The organism is Halobacterium sp. NMX12-1, from assembly GCF_040435975.1.
GTDB lineage: Archaea > Halobacteriota > Halobacteria > Halobacteriales > Halobacteriaceae > Halobacterium > Halobacterium hubeiense.
Map to the genome: position 1 here is coordinate 1,863,921 of NZ_CP159204.1, position 18,263 is coordinate 1,882,183.

An 18,263-nucleotide genomic window follows, 5' to 3' on the forward strand; every position below is an offset into this window, starting at 1 on the left:
TAAAGAAACTACGGTTGTGCAGATGCGCGTCTACACTCGGGCGAGCGCGTGGACCGCCGGCACGTTCCTCGCGCTCGTCGCCGTCATGCTCACCAGCGCCGCCATCGGCCCGGTCAGGATTCCGCTCCACCGGGTCGCGCTCGCGGCGCTGGACGCCCTCGCCGTCCCCACTGCAGCCACCTTCTCCGTCACCTCCGTCGTCGTCCCCGCGGTCGGCGACGTGCCGTGGCTCGCCGTCGACCTCGCGTACACCTCGCCGCTGGAGTTCGCCGTCCCCGCCCAGCAGCAGCTCATCGTCGGCGAAATCCGGCTCCCTCGCATCGTCCTCGGCGCCGTCGTCGGCGCCGCGCTCGCCGTCGCCGGCACCGTGATGCAGGGGCTCTTCCGGAATCCGATGGCCGACCCCTCCATCATCGGCGTCTCCTCGGGGGCCGCCGTCGGCGCCGTCACCGCCATCGCGTTCCCCCTCCTGCTCCCGTTCGGGATGCAGGTGTCGGCGTTCGCGGGCGCGCTCGTCGCCGCGTTCGGCGTCTACCTGCTCGCCACCGAGGGCGGCCGCACCCCCGTCGCGACCCTGCTGCTCGCCGGGGTCGCCGTGCAGACGTTCCTCGGCGCCATCACGTCGTACGTCATCGTCCACTCCGGGGACAGCATCCGCGAGGCGATGTACTGGCTGATGGGGCACCTCCACCTCGCCAACTGGGCGGACGTCGAGCTCACGCTCCCCATCGTCGTCCTCGGGAGCGTCGTGTTGCTGGCGTACGCCCGCGACCTGAACGTCCTGCTCGCCGGCGAGGAGGACGCGCACACGCTCGGCGTCGAAGTCGAGCGCACGAAGCGCGTGCTGCTGGCGGTGTCCAGCGTCGTCACCGCCGCCGCCGTCTCCGTCGCGGGCGTCATCGGGTTCGTCGGGCTCATCGTCCCGCACGTGATGCGGTTGCTCGTCGGACCCGACCACCGCGTCCTCCTCCCCACGTCGGCGTTCGCCGGGGGTGCGTTCCTCGTCGCCGCGGACACGTTCGCGCGCGCCGGCCCCGCCGAACTCCCCGTCGGCATCGTCACGGCGTTCGTCGGCGCGCCGTTCTTCCTCTACCTGCTCCGGAACCGGGAGGTGCACGCGCTGTGACCCTCGACGTCCGCGACGTGGACGTGGAGCTCGGTGGCACGCAGATTCTCGAGGCCGTGAGCGCTGACGTCGGCGACGGCCGCCTCGTCGGCGTCGTCGGGCCGAACGGCGCGGGGAAGTCCACGCTGCTGCGCGCGATGAACGGCGTCGTCGAACCCGTCTCCGGCACCGTGCTCGTGGACGAGGAAGCCGTCCACGAACTCCCGTCGAAGGCCGCGAGCCGCCGCATCGCCAGCGTCCCGCAGGACACGAGCCTCGGGTTCGACTTCACCGTCCGGGAGACCGTCGAGATGGGGCGCCACGCCCACGTGCCGCGGTTCGGCACCGACCCCGACCCAGAGGCCGTCGAGCGCGCGATGGAGCGCGCGGAGGTCGCGCAGTTCGCCGACCGCGAGGTCACGTCGCTGTCCGGCGGGGAGAAACAGCGCGTCCTGCTGGCGCGCGCGCTCGCCCAGCAAGCCCCGGTCCTCCTGCTGGACGAGCCGACCGCGAGCCTCGACGTCAACCACCAGGTACGCACGCTCGAACTCGTGCGCGGGCTCGCCGACGACGCCGACCGCGCGGTCGTCGCCGCCATCCACGACCTCGACCTCGCGGCGCGCTACTGCGACGAACTCGTGCTCGTCGCCGACGGCCGCGTGCTCGACTCAGGGCTGCCGGCGGACGTGCTGACGCCCGCGCAGGTCCGCAAGGCGTTCGACGCCCGCGTCGCGGTCGGCACCGACCCCGCGACCGGCGACCCGACCGTCACGCCGCTCCCGGACGCCGACGGCGACCTCGACGAGCGCGTCCACGTGCTCGGCGGCGGCGACGCCGCGGCGCCAGTCCTCCGCGTGCTCGCCGACGCGGGCGCGACCGTGACTGTCGGCCCGGTCAGCGAGGGCTCGCTCGACCACGAGACCGCGACCCGGTTCGGGTTCGACGCAGTGACTGTTCCGCCGTTTTCGTCGCCCGACGACGCGGCGGTCGCCCGCGCCAGCGACCTCGTCGCCGCCGCGGACGCGGTCGTCGTCCCGAGTGACGCCGCCTCGTGGGGCGCGAACGACGCGCTCCGCGACATCGCGACCGCGGCGGTCGTCGTCGGTGACGGCGACCGGCGGACTGGTGGCGGCGCGCGCGTCGAACTCGGCGGGCTCGTGGACGCGCTCGCCGCACTCGACGCCGAACCCGAGCCGTTCGCGGTGACCGACGGCGGCGACGCGACAGCGGAGTAGGGGAATGGCCGGGCCGCCTTTGTGTATCGGCGCCACAGATGTAACTATGAGACGCGTGGTCGTCGCGCTCGTCGTCGCCCTCCTCGCGACCCAGGTCGCCGGCGCCGCCGCCGTGCAGGAATCGGTCGGCGCGAACGCCGACGCGGGGTCGAACGAACACGTCGCCAGTGAGTCCGCCAGCGAGTCGGCAGACGCCGCGAACGCTCAGAGTTCGACGATTCGGAAGGCCATCGAACTCCACCGCACGCCCGCGGAGCCCGGCTCCATCGACGTCGTCGCCACGTACGAGGTGCCCGATTCGGTCACTGCGCTGCGCGTGACGCTCCCGTCGGGCGCCGAGAACGTCGAGTCCGGCTCGTTCACGCACGCCCCCGACGGCTACGAGTGGGACGGGACGACCGACCCCGCGACGCTGCGGTTCACGCTGCCCGCGAACCAGACCGCCAGCGGCTCGCGCGGCCCGTCCGTGCAGGCCAGCGGCGACTACTCGTTCGTCGACGTCGGCGAGTGGGCGCTCGTCACCGTCCCCCAACTCCGCACAGGGTGGAGCTACCGCGGGCAGGAGGGGTCGGTGAGCATCGTGGAGGACGTCTCGGTCGCCGGCGAGGGCTCGACGGGCGGCGAAATCGCGTACCTCGGCCCCGTCAAGGAGCACACGCGCACGGCGAACGGCCAGCAGTTCACGCTCGCCGTCCCCGAGCACGCGTCGATGGTGGAGTCCCCCGGCGAGGTGCTGGACGCGCTCGGCGCCGCGTCGAACCGGCTCCACGTCGGCGCCCGTGACGACGACGTCTGGTTCGTCGCCGCGCCGACGAGCGCCGACTGGGGCGTCCGCGGCGTCGAGTACGGCGGCGACGACGCGTGGGTGCTCGCGAACTCCAACCTCGACGAGGCCGGCAACGTCTGGTTCCACGAGTACGTCCACACGAGACAGGCGTTCAGCACGGCGGAGAGCGGACGGTGGACGATGGAGGGCGGCGCCGAGTACTACGCCGGCCTGCTGGCGCTGCGCACCGGCTACGTCTCCTTCGGCGCGTTCGAAGCCCAGCTCTCGCGGGGCGAGCGCGACCCGTGGCGGAACGCCATCCTCTCGCAGCCGTCGACGTGGGCGTCCAGCGCCAACTACCTCAAGGGCAGCCTCGTCTGGGGTGAAATCGACCGACGCGTGCGCCTCGCGACCAACAGCACGGCGACGATGGCCGACGTCCTCTACGAGTTGAATCAGCGCTCGGAGCCAGTGACGAACGCGGCCGTGCTGGCGGCGGTGCTGGACGCGTCGACGCCGGCGGTCGAGGAGCGCGCGAACCGCTACACGGGCACCCGGGAGGTGCCGGAGATGTGGACGCGCAGCCGGCACGCCGCCGCGTTCGGCACGGAGCCCGCACGCGTGGAGTTCGACGTGCGCGAGTACCGCGTCAGCGGCCCGTTCCGCAACGAGACGTTCACCCGGCCGCCGACCCTCTACGTCGGCGAAACCGTCACCGTCGTCGGGTCCGTGACCAACGACGGCGGCCGGTCAGGCGAGTACGTCGCCACCGTCGCGTTCGAGGGCGACGTGCTCGTGGAAGCACGCGGCAACCTCGCGGCCGGCGAAACCACCGACATCGCGCTCGACGAACAGGTCGGCGCCGCCGGCACCTACAACGTGACTGGCGGACGGACCACGGTCGCGCTCGACGTCAGGGACCCCGGGACCGTCTCCGTGAGCGACCTCTCCGTCGAGCAGTCCCGCGTCCAGCCCGGCGAGAACGTGACCGCGACCGTGACGCTCGCGAACCCCGGCGACGCGCCCGCGACCGGCCCGGTCCCCGTGACCCTCGACGGCGAGGAAGTCGCCACCGTCGACGCGGCGCTCGCGCCGGGCGCGACCGCGTCACGAACGGTGAACGTCACCCTCCCGGACGCTGGCCAGTACACGCTGGCGGCCGGCGACGCGTCGACGGCGGTGTCCGCCGGCGGCATCGGCGCGACCGTCCCCGGCTTCGGCGTCCCCGCCACCGTCTTCGCGCTGTTCGTCGCCGCGCTCTTCGCGCGGCGCTTCGAGTAGCGCCACGCGGCTGCTCGGGCCTGGGCCGCGCGGCTCACGGCTCGCTATCGCTCGCCGCTCTTCTCCCGTGTCTCACTTCGTTCGAGCACGCGGCTCACGCATCGCTTCGCTCCGCGTTCGTCGTGACGTACTCTTCCCACGGTCGAGCACGCGGCTCACGGCTCACTCCGTTCGCCGTTCGCCTCAGCGTGGCCTCCCTGCGGTCGGGCACGCGTCCGATACCGTTTAACGGCGCGACCCGCTAGCCGGCGTATGGTCGAGAACGTCATCTGGCCCGCGTACTTCGACGCGACGCTGTCGCGTCGCGAGGGCCGCCGCGTCCCCGAGTCCCTCTCCGTCGAGGAGCCGACGGTCGACGAGGTCGCGACCGCTATCCAGCAGGTCGGCTACGACGCGGTCGTCGAACGCGACGTCGCGTACCCGCGCCAGCACTGGGAGGACTCCGGGCGCGTCCTCGTGAAGGACGCCGACGACGCCGGGAAGTCCGACCTCCTGCAGGCCGTCGCGGCGTACGTGGCGGCGCTGCGCGAATAATGGAGCGCGCCGGCGACGTCGTCCGCACCGCGCAGAACGTCGCGGTCGTGCGCTGCGAGAGCGACGCCCACCCCGACATCGGGGCCGCCGTCGTCGACCAGAACCTCGACGAGGTCGGGCGCGTCGTCGACGTCTTCGGGCCGGTCGAGCGACCGTACCTCTCGGTCACGCCCGACGCGGGCGTCCACCTGCCGGCGCTGGTCGGGCAGACGCTGTACGTCCGGTAGGTCGGCGAGTCGCAAAGCCAAAGCACGGGCGGGCCGACTGCCCGGGCATGAAGGACTCGCTGCGCGGCGTCCCGGTGCTCGTGGGCGTCGTCGCGCTGTTTCTCGTCGTGCAGTTCGGCTCGCTCGCGCTACTGGAGCCGTTCCAGAGCGCCGGCCTGCAGTCCACCGAGAACCCGCAGAACCCCCTGAACAGCGTCTTCTACGTCGCGTTCCTGCTGGTCGCGACGGCGGGCATCCTGCTGGTCATCAAGTACGACCAGCAGTGGATTCTGCGCGCGTTCATCCTGTTCACGAGCGGGTTCATCGCGACGTACGTCTTCGGGGTCGTGCTCCCCGCCGTTGAGGTCGCGGGCGTGAACGCGGCCGCCTACGTGCCCGCCGCGGCGCTGGTCGTCGCGCTGTACGTCTACCCGGAGTGGTGGGTCATCGACAGCGCGGGCGCCATCCTCGGGATGGGCGCGGCGGCGCTGTTCGGCATCAGCTTCGGCATCCTCCCGGCGCTCGTGTTGCTGACGGCGCTGGCCGTCTACGACGCCATCAGCGTCTACGGCACCGAGCACATGCTCACGCTCGCGGAGGGCGTGATGGAACTCCGGCTACCCATCGTGTTGGTGGTGCCGGCGACGCGCGGCTACTCGTTCCTCGACGAAGGCGGCGACGGTGAAGCCGACGAAGCAACCGAGGATCCAGCGGAAGCCGGGGAAACTGACGAGGACAACGAGGAGCGCCAGCTTGAGAGCGTCGACGAGGAAGACCGCGGCGCGTACTTCATCGGGCTCGGGGACGCCGTGATGCCGACGATTCTCGTCGCGAGCGCGTCGCACTTCCTCGACACGCCCGTCGTGTTCGGCGTGGAGATGGCGGCGCTGACCGCGATGGTCGGGACGCTCGTGGGACTGCTCGTGTTGATGCGGATGGTGTTCGCGGGGCGCGCGCACGCCGGCCTCCCGCTGTTGAACGGCGGCGCCATCGTCGGCTACCTGCTGGGCGCGGTCGCGGCGGGCATCCCGCTGGTGGAGGCGCTCGGGCTCGCGCCGTACGTCTAAGCGCTCTCGCGGCTATTCGGGGCGAACAGGTGGCGAAACGGAGTCGCGGAGCGGGCCGCCACGCTCCCACAGAACCGCTCCGCGCGACTCGTCAGGTCACGGCCCCCGCTGGTCCCGCTTCCGTACTTCAACCTTCGTCTTACTCGCCGGTGAGCGCGTCGCTCGCCGCGGCGAACTCGATTTCCGTGCCGAGGCCGCGCTCGCTGGCGCGCTCGTAGAGCATGTACGCGGCGGCGGCCGTCTCGATGCCCGTGCCGCCGCTGTCGAAGACGGTCACGTCGTCCTCGGAGACGCGGCCGGGCGCGTTCCCGGCGACCACGTCCCCGAGTTCCGCGTGCACGTGGTCTTCGGTGACGACGCCCTCCTCCAGCGCGTGGAGGAACGACCCGGCGTCCTGCGTGACGCGGTCGCGGAGGTCCGGGACGTACACCGCGCGCTCGATGGTTTCGGCGTCGAGTTCGTGCTTCTCGGGGTTGTACTGACCCATCGCGGTGACGTGCGCGCCGTCCGCGAGGTCCGCGCTGTCGAAGACGGGTTCGCTGGCGTTCGTCGCCGTGACCACGACGTCCGCGCCCTCGACGGCCGCGGTGCTGGAGGGGACGGCTTCGACGTCGGCGTCGAGCCAGTCGTCGGCGTCCGCGGCGAACGACTCGCGGTTGGCCTCGGTGGGCGAGAACACGCGCACCTCGTCGAAGTCGCGGACCGTGGCGGTCGCGCGGAGCTGGCCGCGGGCTTGCGCGCCGCTGCCGATTACTGCGAGCGTGCTAGCGTCCTCGCGGGCGAGCGCGTCCACGCCGACGGCGCCCGCCGCGCCGGTCTTGAACGGGTTCATGCGCGCGCCGTCGATGAGCGCGAGCGGTTCGCCGGTGTCGGCGTCGAACAGCGGCGTGACGAACCACGCGTCGGCGTCCGCGAACCCCGCGCTGTACATGTACCCGCCCATCGCACCCGTCTCGGGGAGGACGGCCGCGTACGCGGTGAACATCCCGGGCGGCGACTCGTTGAGCAGTTTCGTGCGCGGTTCGGCCGGCGCGCCCTCGCCGCGCTGTCGGTACGCGTCGCGGACGGCGTCGACGTAGTCGGCCGGGTCGGCCAGTCCCGCGACGTCGCTGTCGGAGAGGAACAGGGTCTCGGTCACGCGCGTCAGTTGGGGCGACGCGCGGAAAAGACTCCGGGAGTCAGTCCGCGGACTCGTAGCCGGCGCGGCGGTCGGCCGACGTTGGGTCGTTGACGAACAGGGCGTGGGCGGTCAGCGCGGTCGCCGCGACGCCGCCGACCGTAAGCGCCACCGTCGGATCGACGCCGGCGACGGAGAGGCCGCCGGCGAGCCCGACCAGCGAGAGCGGGAGCGCCGCCAGCAGGGCGTCGTAGTAGCCGGCCATGGTCAGCCGACGGTTCCGATTGCAGCCACATAATAGTTTGGTGCGGGTTTTCCGTATTATCTGGATAAGTTATAGAGCGGGCTGCCGGAGGCCACACGTCTTTAACGGTGACGAGCAATTCTGCGACCGCACACTGTGAACCGCAACGACCGCTCTATCGTCGGGCTCGTGGCGCTCGCGCACGCCATGGTCCACACGTACGAACTCTCCATCCCGATTCTCATCCCGCTGTGGCTAGAGACGTTCCCGGTCGGACAGGGCACCGTCGGGCTCGTCGTCGCGGCCGGCTACGCGCTGTTCGGCCTCGGCGCGCTCCCCGGCGGCATCCTCTCGGACACCGTCGGGTCGCGGAAGCTCATCGCGGGCTGCCTGTTCGGCATGGCGGCGTCGTTCGCCCTGCTGTCGGTCGCGCCGTCCATCGTCGTCGTCGCGCTTGCGCTCGTCTGCTGGGGGGTCGCCGCCAGCGTCTACCACCCCTCGGGGCTGTCGCTCATCTCCACGGGCGTCGAACAGCGCGGCGACGCGTTCGCCTACCACGGCATCGCCGGTAACATCGGCACCGCGGCCGGGCCGCTGGCGGTGACGCTGCTGTTGCTCGTCGCGGACTGGCGGGTCGTCACCGCGTTGCTCGCGGTGCCCGCCGTCGTCGCGGGTCTCGTCGCGCTCCGCGTGCGCTTCGACGAGCGCGCCGCCGTCACCGCCACCGACGGCGGTGACTCGAAGGCCAGCGTCGGCATCTCCTCGGTCGGCGAGTTCCTCTCGGAGTCGAAGCTCCTGTTCGTCGGCCCGTTCGTCGCCGTCTTCGCCATCGTGATGCTGAGCGGGCTCTACTACCGCGGCGTCCTCACGTTCCTCCCCGACCTGCTCTCCCAGATGCCCGCGTTCGCGCCCGTCGAGTTCGCCGGCCGCGAGCTCGAACCGTACCGCTACGCGTACGCCGGCCTGCTGACAGTCGGCGTCGCCGGACAGTACGCCGGCGGGAAACTCACCGAGCGCATCCCGACCGAGCGCGGCATCGGCCTCACGTTCGCCGCGCTCGCGGTGCTGGCGGTCGTCTTCCTGCCGGCCGCGAACGCCGGGCTCGTGCCGCTGCTGGTAGTCGGCGCGTTCCTCGGGTTCGCGTTGTTCGTCATCCAGCCGATGTACCAGGCGACGGTCGCCCAGTACACGCCCTCGGGGACGCGCGGGCTCTCCTACGGCTACACCTACCTCGGCGTGTTCGGCGTCGGCTCCGCCGGCTCCGCCATCGCCGGCGCCGTCCTCCAGTACGCCGACGCGACCGCGCTGTTCGGCGTGCTGGCGGCGTTCGCGGTCGCGGGCGCCGCAATCGCCGCCGTCCTCGCCGCGCGGTAGCCCCTCGGGCTACCCGCGGTAGTCCACGACCACTAGTGTGAGGAATCGCGCGACAGTGAGCGCTATCGTGCAGAACACGAGCGCGACGACGAAGAACTGTGGGTCGGCGCTCCCTCGGAAGAACGGCGTCCCGCGCAGCAACTGCGCGAGGAAGTCCGCGCCGAGCCACGACGCCGCGCCGTACAGCAGCGCGGCCCTCGAGGACTCGCGGACGCCCGTGTCGTAGGCGCCCGCGAACGGCGCGACGACGACCCAGCCGACGGCAAACGGGACGAGGACGTTGACGTACCGCTGCGGCGTCAGCGTCCCGTGCGAGAGCGTCCCGACGAGCACGAACGCGGCGATGGCCAGCAGGTCGCCCGGCAGGAATCGAACGACTGCGCGCGGGTCGGCGTCGTAGAGGTCCATGTCTGGGCGTTCGGCGCGGGGGCCTATGTCGCTCCCGGTTCGACGCCGGCGACCGTGAACGCGAACCCGCGGTCGAGCACGCGAGCGTTTAGTCCCGTGCGCTCCATCCTCGCCGCGAGGTCGTCCGGCGCGTCGAACGCCGAGCGGAACGCGACGGCGTGCTCGGCGGCGACCAGCAGCCGCCCGCGAAGCGTCTCCGGGTCGAAGTCGCGGACGACGAGGACGCCGCCCGGTCGGAGAACGCGCTTCGCCTCCGCGAGCGCGCCGTCCCGGTCAGGGAAGTGATGCAGCGCGTCCACGACGACGACTGCATCGACGCTGTCGTCGCGGAACGGGAGTTCGGCGGCGTCGCCGCGAACCGCCGACAGCCCGGCCCCGCGGGCTTCCGCGAGCATCCGCGCGCTCGCGTCGACGACAGTCACGTCCCGGCCCGGCACTTCCTCGGTGTCCCGAGCGAGCGCGCGAGCGGCGCGCCCCGTGCCGCCGCCGACGTCCAGCACGCGCTCGACCGGGCGCTCGGCCGCCGCCAGCCCCGCCGCGAGGTCGCCGCGGTCCGCGGCCGGCATCGCGAGGTCGTACACCGGCGCGAACCGCTCGAAGTACCGGACGTCGTGCATACCCCTGCCTTCGGCCCGCAGGCACGCAACTCTTTGCCCTCGGCGTCCAACCGACGCGCGTGCAGTACGCGGTCCTCGGCGGCCCCGACGACGGCCCGACGCTCCGACTGGACTGGCGGGCGTTCAGCTACGCCGGGAAGTTCGTGATGTCGAACACCGGGAAGGCGATAGCGTTCGAGGGCGCGCCGCTGGCCGAGCGCGGTGCGTGGCCGCCGGCGGCCCGCGAGACCGACGAAACCCTCTCGGACGTCGTGGGCGCGGTCTCGTTCAACGACGACCGCACCGACTCGGAGACAGCGTGGCTGCGGTACGTCACGGTGCGCGAGGACCGCCGCGGTGACGGCGTCGGCGCGCAACTCTGTGCGTTCGCCGCCGCCCACCTGCTCGCCGACCGCGAGCGCGTCAAGATTGCAGTGAACAACCCGTTCGCGTACGAGGCGCTCCACAAGGCCGGCTTCGGGTTCACGGGCGAGGAGACCGGCATCGCGGAGTTGGTGCTGGAGCGGCCCTGCGCGGACCGCGCGGCGCGCTATCAGGACGGCTTCGACGTCTACCGCGAGCGCGACCTCTCCGACGAGGAAGCGGCGTTCCTCGACCGGAAAGCCGGTTGTGGGCCGCCCGCGGTCCTGAGCGCGTAGCTTTTCCGGGTCACGAACGGACGAGAGAACGATGACGCTGCAGTCGACGGTCCACCTGACGGTCGGCGCGGGCCTCGTCGCCGTCGGCACGGCGACCGCGGTCGCGCCGGCGCGCGCCCGAGCCGTCTCCCGGTCCCTGTTCCCCACCGCGAGAGACGACCTCCGGGAGTGGCGCGCTGTCGGCGTCCTCACCGCGAGCGTCGGGCTCGCGCTGCTGGCGAGCGCGTGACTGAACGGTTAAATCCGGGGGCCGCCTAGTGGGGCGTAATGGGTAACGCGGACCTCCGACAGCTCGCGGTCATCGAGGAGGTCCCCTTCGACGAGCTGGAGGGGGACGTGGTGGCCGTGGACGCGCACAACTGGCTGTACAAGTACCTCACGACGACCGTCCAGTGGACCAGCGACGACGTGTACACGACCGGCGACGGCATCGAGGTCGCGAACCTCGTCGGCATCGTGCAGGGCCTCCCGAAGTTCTTCGAGCACGACCTCACGCCGGTGTTCGTCTGGGACGGCGGCGTCACCGAACTCAAGGACGACGAGGTGGAGGCGCGCCGCGAGCAGCGCGAGCGCTACGAGGAACAGTTGGAAGAAGCACGCGAAGCGGGCGAGGCCATCGAGGCGGCGCGCCTCGAAGCGCGCACGCAGCGGCTCACGGAGACCATCCACGAGACCTCCCGCGAACTCCTGAACCTGCTGGACGTGCCGCAGGTCGAGGCGCCCGCGGAGGGCGAGGCGCAGGCCGCGCACATGGCGCGCGTGGACGACGACGTGGACTACGCGGGCAGCGACGACTACGACTGCCTCCTGCTCGGGTCGCCGGTGACGCTGCGCCAGCTCACGAGCAAGGGCGACCCCGAGCGCATGGACTTCCAAGCCACGCTGGAGAAACACGACCTGACGTGGGAGCAGCTCGTGGACGTCGGCATCCTCTGCGGCACGGACTTCAACGAGGGCATCACGGGCTTCGGCCCGAAGACCGCGCTGAAGGCCATCCGTGAACACGGCGACCTCTGGGGCGTCCTCGACGCGGAGGGCGAGCACGTCGAGTACGCCGACCGCATCCGCGAGCTGTTCCTGAACCCCGACGTCACCGACGACTACGACCTCGACCTCGACTCGTCCCCGGACATCGACGCCGCCCGCGAGTACGTAATCGAGGAGTGGGAGGTCGCCGCCGACGAACTCGAACGCGGGTTCGCCCGCATCGAGGACAGTGTCGTCCAGACCGGCCTCGACCAGTGGACGTGACGCCGGGACCCACGGGCTTTTCTCGCCGGCTCGCCCAACGGTGGGTATGGACCTGACGTTCGCGGACATCGAAGCCATCATCGAAGAGGAGATTCCGGACGCCGAGGCGACAATCTCGCGGATGCGCGGCGAGACCGACGACGACCACCTCGCCGCCACCGTCGTCTCGCCCGCCTTCGAGGGGAAGCGCCTCGTCCAGCAACACCAGCTCGTCTACGACGCGCTCGACGAGCACATGACCGAGGAGATTCACGCGCTGGAACTGTCCACGTACACGCCCGAGGAGTACGACGAGCACGCCTAGCGGCGAGAGCGGTCGAACCGAACGAAGAACGAGAAACTGCTTACTGACCGAGAAGGACGCCGTTCGCCTCGGCGTCGCGGTTGTGCAGCGCGTCGCCGGAGTCCGCGTCGAAGACGTGGACGGTCTCCTCGGGGATGCGCGCGGTGACCGACTCGCCGGCGGACAGCGGCGTGGTCGCGTCCACGACCGCCGTGAACGTGGTGTCGGTGTCGTCGGCGTCGAACTGGAGGTAGACGTTGTTCTCGTTGCCCAGCGGCTCGACGACATCGACGGTCGCCGCGAAGTCGTGGTCGCCGGTCGCCTCGGGGACGATTTCGATGTCCTCGGGGCGGACGCCCAGCGTCACGTCGGTCTCGCCGTCGAGGTCCGCGAGCGTCGCCTCCGAGAGCGGGTAGTCGAACTGGTCGGTGACGAGCGCGCCGTCCTCGACGGTCGCGTCGAAGAAGTTCATCGACGGGTCGCCGATGAAGCCCGCGACGAACTCGTTTGCGGGCTCGTGGTAGGCTTCCAGCGGCGTCGCGACCTGCTGGAGGCGGCCGTCGTTGAGGATGGCGATGCGGTCGCCCATCGTCATCGCCTCGGTCTGGTCGTGGGTGACGTACACCGTCGTCACGCCGAGTTCCTCCTGGATGCGCTGGAGCTCCGTGCGCATCGACGACCGGAGCTTCGCGTCGAGGTTGCTCAGCGGCTCGTCCATGAGGAACACTTCGGGGTCGCGGACGATGGCGCGGCCCAGCGCGACGCGCTGCTGCTGGCCACCGGAGAGTTCGCTGGGCTTGCGGTCCAGCAGTTCCGGGATGTCCATCGTGTCCGCGGCGTCCTCGACGCGCTGGCCGATTTCGCTGTCGCCCATGCTCGTGGACTCCTCGAGCCCGAAGCTCATGTTCTGCCGGACGCTCATGTGGGGGTACAGCGCGTACGACTGGAACACCATCGCGATGTTCCGGTCGGCGGGCGCGCGGTCGTTGATGACCGTGCCGTCCAGCCGGATTTCGCCCTCGCTGATGGTCTCCAGGCCGGCGATCATGCGCAGCGTCGTGGACTTCCCACAGCCCGAGGGGCCGACGAGGACGAGGAACTCCCCGTCCTCGATGTCGATGCTCGCGTCGTCGACCGCGACGATGCGGTCGCCGTCGTCGTCGAAGTACTTCGTTACGCCGTCGAGTACGAGTTCAGCCATTAGTATTCCTCCGTAGTCATGTTGCGACACCCTTGGCGAACTGGTCGCCGAAGATGACGTAAACGATTATGGTCGGTAGCGCCGCGATGAACGCCCCCGCCATCTTCACCGCGAACCCGACGTCGGTCAGGCTCGACCCGAGGTTCGTCAGGCCGACGGTGACGGGCGCCCCTTCGCCGGGGCCCATGATGACGAGCGCGAACAGCAGATCGTTCCACACCTGCGTGAACTGGTAGATGAGCGTGACCGCGAACATCGGCACCGACAGCGGCAGGATGATGCGCCGGTAGATGGTGTACGCGGTGGCGCCGTCGAGGCGCGCTGCCTCCACCATCTCCGTGGAGACGTCCCGGTAGTACGTGCGGAACAGCAGCGTACAGATGGGGACGCCGTAGGCGGCGTGGGAGATGATGAGCGCCAGCAGGTCGCCGTGGTAGGGGGCGAGCACCGGCAGCTGCCACAGCGGCCACAGGATTTCGTCCAGCGGCAGGTACACCGACCAGAACTTCGACAGCGGGATGAGCACTGCCTGGTACGGGATGAAGATGCCCGCGAGGAACAGCGCGAAGATGCCGACCTGTCCCCGCCAGTCGAGCGTGGTGAGGCCGTAGGCGGCCATGCTCCCCAGCAGCGCCGAGAGGACAGTCGCCGGCACGGCCAGCAGGACGCTGTTGACGAGGCCGTCCTTGAGCGCGTCGAACGCCGTCGCCCACTCGCCGAGGGTGAACCCCTCGGGGGTCGGCGGCAGGAACGGCGCGGACGCCAGCGCGTCGGACTTCAGCGACGTCACCAGCCCGATTTCCAGCGGCATGAGGTAGAACGCCACGAGCGCGACGAGCACGGCGTAGAGGCCGACGCGTCGGGGGTCGCGGCTCATAGTTCACCCCGCCGGTACTGGTAGGTCAGGTACGGTGCGATGACGGCGAGTGCGAGCAGGAACAACATGATGGCGATAGCCGCGGCGTAGGACCGCTGTCCGGCGGAGAACGCCTGCCGGACCATCAGCGTCGCGAGGATGTCCGTCCCCTTCGGCGGGTAGTAGCCGCCCGTCAGCGAGTAGAGGAAGTCGAAGGCCTTCAGCGCGAACACCACCAGCACGACGGAGGCGCTGATGGTCGCGCCCTTCAGCTGCGGGACGATGACCCGCCAGTACATCTTCAGCGTGCTCGCGCCGTCGACGCGCGCGGCCTCGTAGTGCTCGTCGGGGATGGCTCGCAGGCCCGCGAGGTAGACGACCATCGCGTACCCGGAGAACTGCCAGATGAGCGCGAACACGACCGCGCCGAGCGCGAGCTGGGGGTTCGACAGCCAGTCGTAGGTGCCGAGCCCGAGCGTGCCCGTCACGAGGTTCACCATCCCGTTGTCGACGTTGTACATCCACAGCCAGAACTGGGCCGTGACGACGAACGAGAGGCTGAACGGCAGCAGGTATATCGTCCGGAACGTGTTCTCGTAGCGGACCTTCCGGTCGACGAGAATCGCGACCAGCAGGCCGACGACCAGACAGGCGACGGTAAACGCCACCAGCAACACGAACGTGTTCTGGGTCGCCTGAATGAACGTCGGGTCGCCGAACGCCCGGGCGTACTGTTCGAAGTCGAGTTGACTGTAGTTCGGTTCGTTGAAGCTCTGGACGTTGACCAGCGACAGCGCGAAGTTCCAGCCGATGGCGCCGTAGACGAAGAAACCCATCAGGAGGAACGGTGGCAACCAGAACGGAAGCGACCCGAGGAAGTCCCGGCTCGCCGGCAGCGAGAAGCCGCCGCTGTCGTCGGCGTCACCGGCCTCCGCGGCCGTGGCTGTGCCGCCGTCAGTGCGGAGGGCGTCGCCGGTGCTGGCGGTGCTGTCGGTGTCGTCACCGCCGAGTGACCGTAGTGCTTTGCGGGTTCGTTCGAGCATTCGAATAATGGGGTTGGAGACGCTTAGAACGCGTCCATGTACGCCTGAGCCGTCTCCTCGGCGGCGCTCTGGGACGGGCTACTGAAGTTGCTCTGCGTGGCCTGCTTGAGGTTGTTGAGGACCTCCGGCGACGTCGCGAGGCCGTGCGCGATGGAGTACGGCTGCGCCTCGGAGTCGCTGAACTCCTCCATCTGGCTCGTCTGGAACGGGCCGAACTCCTCGGTGGAGACGTCGGCACGCGGCGGGATGGAACCCTTGTTCGTGTTGAACCGAATCTGACCCTCCTTGGACCCGCAGTAGGTCAGCCACTGCTTGGTGCCCTCGGGGTTCGGGCCGCCGGCGGGGAACACCCAGCTGTCCATGTTCAGCGAGTAGAGGCCGTCGGTGCCGGGGAACGGCACGTGGCCCCAGTCGCTCTCGAACTCGAAGTCGTCCTGCGAGATGTACATCTGGGCGGCCCAGTCGCCGTTGTCGAAGAAGGCGGCTTCGCCGTCGAGGATGTACTGGTTGGCCTCCTGGAAGCCGATGGTGCCGGCGTCGGAGTTGAAGTACTCGCTGAGTTCGGCGACCGTCTCCAGCGAGGACTGGACCTTCTCGATGTCGCCTTCGCCGTTCGTGAACGCCTCGTAGGCGTCGTGGCCGTGCTCGCCGAGGAAGACGCACGCCCACAGTTCGAGGGTCGTCCACGGGTTCGACATCGCGTGCGCGAAGCCGATGGCGTCGGTCTCCTCTTCGACGGTCGCGGCGGCCTCGACGAGGTCCATCGGCGTCTCGAGGGATTCGGGGTCGATGCCCGCGTCCTCGAGGACGTTGGCGTTGTAGAACAGGTTGTTGATGCGGTGGATGTTCGTCGGGACGCAGACGTACGAGCCGCCGACCTGTGCGGCCTGCCGGGGGCCTTCGAGGTACGCCTCCTTCATGTTGTTCTGCGACCAGACGTCCTCCTCGATGTCGCCGAGGAGGTCCTCGTTGGTGAACTGCACGAGGTTCTGCCCGGGCCACTCGGCCCACGAGCTCGGTGGGTTGCTGTTGCCGAGGCGCGTGTTGATTCGGGCGTTCAGCGTCGTGTTGCCGCTGCCGCCGATGGCGTTGGCGTTGACGTCGACGTCCGGGTACTCCTCCTCGAAGCCGGAGAGGAGCGCGTCGAAGGCGGCCTGTCCGTCGCCGCCGCTCCAGCCGTGGAGCAGTTCGACTTCTTCGCTGCCGCCGCCTCCGCCGCCGCCGAGGCAGCCGGCCATCGTGAGCGCGGCGCCGGCCGCGCCAGCACCTTGCAAGTAGCGTCGTCGCGTGAGGTTGGTATCGGAAGTCATGGTAACCGTGTGTGAAACCTACACGAGCCATTCGTAGCGCTCCACTTAATTGTTGCTAATATTTAATCCAAAACCGAGTAAGGTCTGTCAACACTCCTGACACGTCCGCCCTAGACGCCGTTTACTCCCCGTAATCGGACGTTTCGGATATGTAACGAACGTTATTTCGGGTCGGCCGCTCGCGGAGTAATCGCCAGCGACGCCGCGAACGTCACCCTCGACGGCTCGTACTCGGGAGCGATTCGGTGGGTTTTACGCGCCGCCACTTCGTCCCCCCACGTATGGGTGACGACTACCGAACCGAACGCGACAGTCTCGGCGAAATCGAGGTTCCCGCGGACGCCTACTGGGGCGCACAGACCCAGCGCGCGGTCGAGAACTTCCCCATCTCGGACGCGACGTTCGGGCGGCGCTTCGTGCGCGCGCTCGGCGTCGTGAAGAAGGCCGCCGCGCAGGCGAACAACGACCTCGGCTTGCTCGACGACGAGAAGGCCGACGCCATCGTCGAGGCCGCCGACGAGGTCATCGCCGGCGACCACGACGACCAGTTCCCCGTCGACGTCTTCCAGACGGGGAGCGGGACGTCCTCGAACATGAACGCCAACGAGGTCATCGCGAACCGCGCCGCCGAGCTCCTCGGCGAGGAGGTCGGCGCGCGCGTCGTCCACCCCAACGACCACGTCAACTACGGCCAGTCCAGCAACGACGTCATCCCGACGGCGATGCACGTCGCCGCGCTGGAGGCCGTCGAGAAGGACGTCGAGCCCGCGCTGGAACTGCTCGCGGACGCCCTCGACGAGAAGGCCGAAGAGTTCGACGGCGTCGTCAAGACCGGCCGCACGCACCTCCAGGACGCGACGCCCGTGCGCCTCGGGCAGGAGTTCGGCGGCTACCGCACGCAGGTCGAGAAGGGCATCGAGCGCGTGCGCGACGTGAAGAGCCACCTCTCGGAGCTCGCGCTCGGCGGTACCGCGGTCGGTACCGGGCTCAACACCCATCCCGAGTTCCCCGAGAAGGCGGCGTCGTACATCTCCGAGGAGACCGGCGTCTCCTTCCGCGAGGCCGACGACCACTTCGAGGCGCAGGCCGCCCACGACGCGATGAACGAGGCCCACGGCGCGCTCCGCACGGTCGCGGGCTCGCTGAACAAAATCGCCAACGACCTCCGCCTGCTCGCGTCCGGGCCGCGCAACGGCCTCGGCGAAATCGAGCAGCCCGAGAACCAGCCCGGCTCCTCCATCATGCCCGGGAAAATCAACCCCGTCGTCGCCGAAGCCGTCAATCAGGTCCACAAGCAGGTCGTCGGCAACGACGCCGCCGTGAACGCCGGCGCCGTCGAGGGCCAGCTTGACCTCAACCTCTACAAGCCCGTCATCGCGCACAACTTCCTCGAATCCGCGAACGTCATCGCGAACGCCAGCGTCGCGTTCGCCGAGAAGTTCGTCGCGAAACTGGAAGCCAACGAAGAATACTGCGAGGAACAGGTCGAGCGCTCGATGGCGCTGGCGACCGCGCTCAACCCCGCCATCGGCTACGACAAGGCCAGCGAGGTCGCGAAGGCCGCGCTCAAGGAGGGCAAGTCCGTCAAGGAGGTCGTCGTCGAGAAGGGCTACCTCTCCGAGAGCGACGCCGAGGACGTCCTCGACCCCGAGAAGATGACCCACCGCGGCATCCTCTCCGGCGACGACTGAACCCGGCGCCCGCGGCGACGCCCCGCCTACCTTCTT

General features: G+C 69.9%; 20 protein-coding genes. 12 read left to right on the plus strand and 8 right to left on the minus strand.

Going from position 1 to position 18,263, the window contains the following annotated elements; translation table 11 throughout:
* Positions 1 to 22: 22 nt before the first annotated feature.
* The 6 genes from btuC to ABSL23_RS11500 all read left to right on the plus strand — a co-directional run bounded on the left by btuC (position 23) and on the right by ABSL23_RS11500 (position 6,194).
* On the plus strand, positions 23 to 1,126 hold the full coding sequence (btuC, locus tag ABSL23_RS11475; RefSeq protein ID WP_353633837.1) for a vitamin B12 ABC transporter permease BtuC: 1,104 nt from the start codon (positions 23 to 25) through the stop codon (positions 1,124 to 1,126).
* Positions 1,123 to 2,340 (plus strand): ATP-binding cassette domain-containing protein, encoded by a 1,218-nt coding sequence (locus tag ABSL23_RS11480; RefSeq protein WP_059056734.1) that lies wholly within the window; start codon positions 1,123 to 1,125, stop codon positions 2,338 to 2,340. The genes btuC and ABSL23_RS11480 overlap by 4 nt, the downstream gene beginning before the upstream one ends.
* Positions 2,341 to 2,386: 46 nt before the next feature.
* Positions 2,387 to 4,387, plus strand: a complete 2,001-nt coding sequence (locus tag ABSL23_RS11485; protein WP_059056735.1) for a CARDB domain-containing protein — start codon at positions 2,387 to 2,389, stop codon at positions 4,385 to 4,387.
* 252 nt (positions 4,388 to 4,639) lie between these two features.
* Positions 4,640 to 4,921: a signal recognition particle subunit SRP19 gene (srp19, locus tag ABSL23_RS11490; RefSeq protein ID WP_059056736.1), complete on the plus strand. Its 282-nt coding sequence runs from the start codon at positions 4,640 to 4,642 to the stop codon at positions 4,919 to 4,921.
* On the plus strand, positions 4,921 to 5,148 hold the full coding sequence (locus ABSL23_RS11495) for a Gar1/Naf1 family protein (RefSeq protein ID WP_059056737.1): 228 nt from the start codon (positions 4,921 to 4,923) through the stop codon (positions 5,146 to 5,148). Before srp19 ends, ABSL23_RS11495 begins: the two co-directional genes overlap by 1 nt.
* A 47-nt stretch (positions 5,149 to 5,195) precedes the next feature.
* Entirely contained in the window at positions 5,196 to 6,194 is a 999-nt protein-coding gene (locus ABSL23_RS11500) for a presenilin family intramembrane aspartyl protease PSH (protein ID WP_059056738.1), read from the plus strand.
* A 139-nt stretch (positions 6,195 to 6,333) separates the two neighbouring features.
* Here the strand turns inward: ABSL23_RS11500 and ABSL23_RS11505 are convergent, their stop codons facing one another.
* The gene (locus ABSL23_RS11505) at positions 6,334 to 7,332 is read right to left on the minus strand and encodes an ornithine cyclodeaminase family protein (RefSeq protein ID WP_059056739.1); all 999 of its coding nucleotides are present in this window, start codon (positions 7,330 to 7,332) and stop codon (positions 6,334 to 6,336) included.
* A 40-nt stretch (positions 7,333 to 7,372) separates the two neighbouring features.
* Entirely contained in the window at positions 7,373 to 7,576 is a 204-nt protein-coding gene (locus ABSL23_RS11510) for a hypothetical protein (RefSeq protein WP_059056740.1), read from the minus strand.
* Between the two features lie 135 nt (positions 7,577 to 7,711).
* Here ABSL23_RS11510 and ABSL23_RS11515 point away from each other — a divergent pair, with 135 nt between their 5' ends.
* On the plus strand, positions 7,712 to 8,929 hold the full coding sequence (locus ABSL23_RS11515) for an MFS transporter (RefSeq protein ID WP_059056741.1): 1,218 nt from the start codon (positions 7,712 to 7,714) through the stop codon (positions 8,927 to 8,929).
* A gap of 9 nt (positions 8,930 to 8,938) precedes the next feature.
* Here ABSL23_RS11515 and ABSL23_RS11520 read toward each other — a convergent pair whose 3' ends face one another.
* Positions 8,939 to 9,337, minus strand: coding sequence for a DUF3054 domain-containing protein (locus tag ABSL23_RS11520; protein WP_353633838.1), 399 nt, complete (start codon positions 9,335 to 9,337; stop codon positions 8,939 to 8,941).
* A gap of 23 nt (positions 9,338 to 9,360) precedes the next feature.
* Entirely contained in the window at positions 9,361 to 9,954 is a 594-nt protein-coding gene (locus tag ABSL23_RS11525; RefSeq protein ID WP_059056743.1) for a methyltransferase domain-containing protein, read from the minus strand.
* Between the two features lie 59 nt (positions 9,955 to 10,013).
* Here ABSL23_RS11525 and ABSL23_RS11530 point away from each other — a divergent pair, with 59 nt between their 5' ends.
* The 4 genes from ABSL23_RS11530 to ABSL23_RS11545 are packed head-to-tail and all read left to right on the plus strand — an operon-like array spanning position 10,014 to position 12,147.
* Positions 10,014 to 10,592: a GNAT family N-acetyltransferase gene (locus ABSL23_RS11530; protein WP_059056744.1), complete on the plus strand. Its 579-nt coding sequence runs from the start codon at positions 10,014 to 10,016 to the stop codon at positions 10,590 to 10,592.
* A 31-nt stretch (positions 10,593 to 10,623) separates the two neighbouring features.
* Positions 10,624 to 10,821 carry a hypothetical protein gene (locus ABSL23_RS11535; RefSeq protein ID WP_059056745.1) on the plus strand — a complete coding sequence of 66 codons (198 nt, stop codon included), beginning with the start codon at positions 10,624 to 10,626 and terminating at the stop codon, positions 10,819 to 10,821.
* 38 nt (positions 10,822 to 10,859) lie between these two features.
* Positions 10,860 to 11,843, plus strand: a complete 984-nt coding sequence (gene fen / locus ABSL23_RS11540) for a flap endonuclease-1 (protein ID WP_059056746.1) — start codon at positions 10,860 to 10,862, stop codon at positions 11,841 to 11,843.
* Between the two features lie 52 nt (positions 11,844 to 11,895).
* The gene (locus ABSL23_RS11545; RefSeq protein ID WP_089649820.1) at positions 11,896 to 12,147 is read left to right on the plus strand and encodes a BolA family protein; all 252 of its coding nucleotides are present in this window, start codon (positions 11,896 to 11,898) and stop codon (positions 12,145 to 12,147) included.
* 40 nt (positions 12,148 to 12,187) lie between these two features.
* On the opposite strand, the gene ABSL23_RS11550 is transcribed toward ABSL23_RS11545, so the two are convergent.
* From ABSL23_RS11550 to ABSL23_RS11565, 4 genes are read right to left on the minus strand one after another with little or no spacing between them, the layout of a single operon-like run.
* Entirely contained in the window at positions 12,188 to 13,327 is a 1,140-nt protein-coding gene (locus ABSL23_RS11550) for an ABC transporter ATP-binding protein (RefSeq protein ID WP_353633839.1), read from the minus strand.
* 16 nt (positions 13,328 to 13,343) lie between these two features.
* Positions 13,344 to 14,204 carry a carbohydrate ABC transporter permease gene (locus ABSL23_RS11555; RefSeq protein WP_353633840.1) on the minus strand — a complete coding sequence of 287 codons (861 nt, stop codon included), beginning with the start codon at positions 14,202 to 14,204 and terminating at the stop codon, positions 13,344 to 13,346.
* On the minus strand, positions 14,201 to 15,226 hold the full coding sequence (locus tag ABSL23_RS11560; protein WP_353633841.1) for a sugar ABC transporter permease: 1,026 nt from the start codon (positions 15,224 to 15,226) through the stop codon (positions 14,201 to 14,203). Before ABSL23_RS11560 ends, ABSL23_RS11555 begins: the two co-directional genes overlap by 4 nt.
* A 23-nt stretch (positions 15,227 to 15,249) precedes the next feature.
* Positions 15,250 to 16,500, minus strand: a complete 1,251-nt coding sequence (locus ABSL23_RS11565) for an ABC transporter substrate-binding protein (protein ID WP_353633842.1) — start codon at positions 16,498 to 16,500, stop codon at positions 15,250 to 15,252.
* Positions 16,501 to 16,817: 317 nt separating this feature from the next.
* On the opposite strand from ABSL23_RS11565, the gene ABSL23_RS11570 reads away from it, so the two are divergent.
* The gene (locus tag ABSL23_RS11570) at positions 16,818 to 18,227 is read left to right on the plus strand and encodes a class II fumarate hydratase (protein ID WP_353633843.1); all 1,410 of its coding nucleotides are present in this window, start codon (positions 16,818 to 16,820) and stop codon (positions 18,225 to 18,227) included.
* Positions 18,228 to 18,263 lie beyond the last annotated feature (36 nt).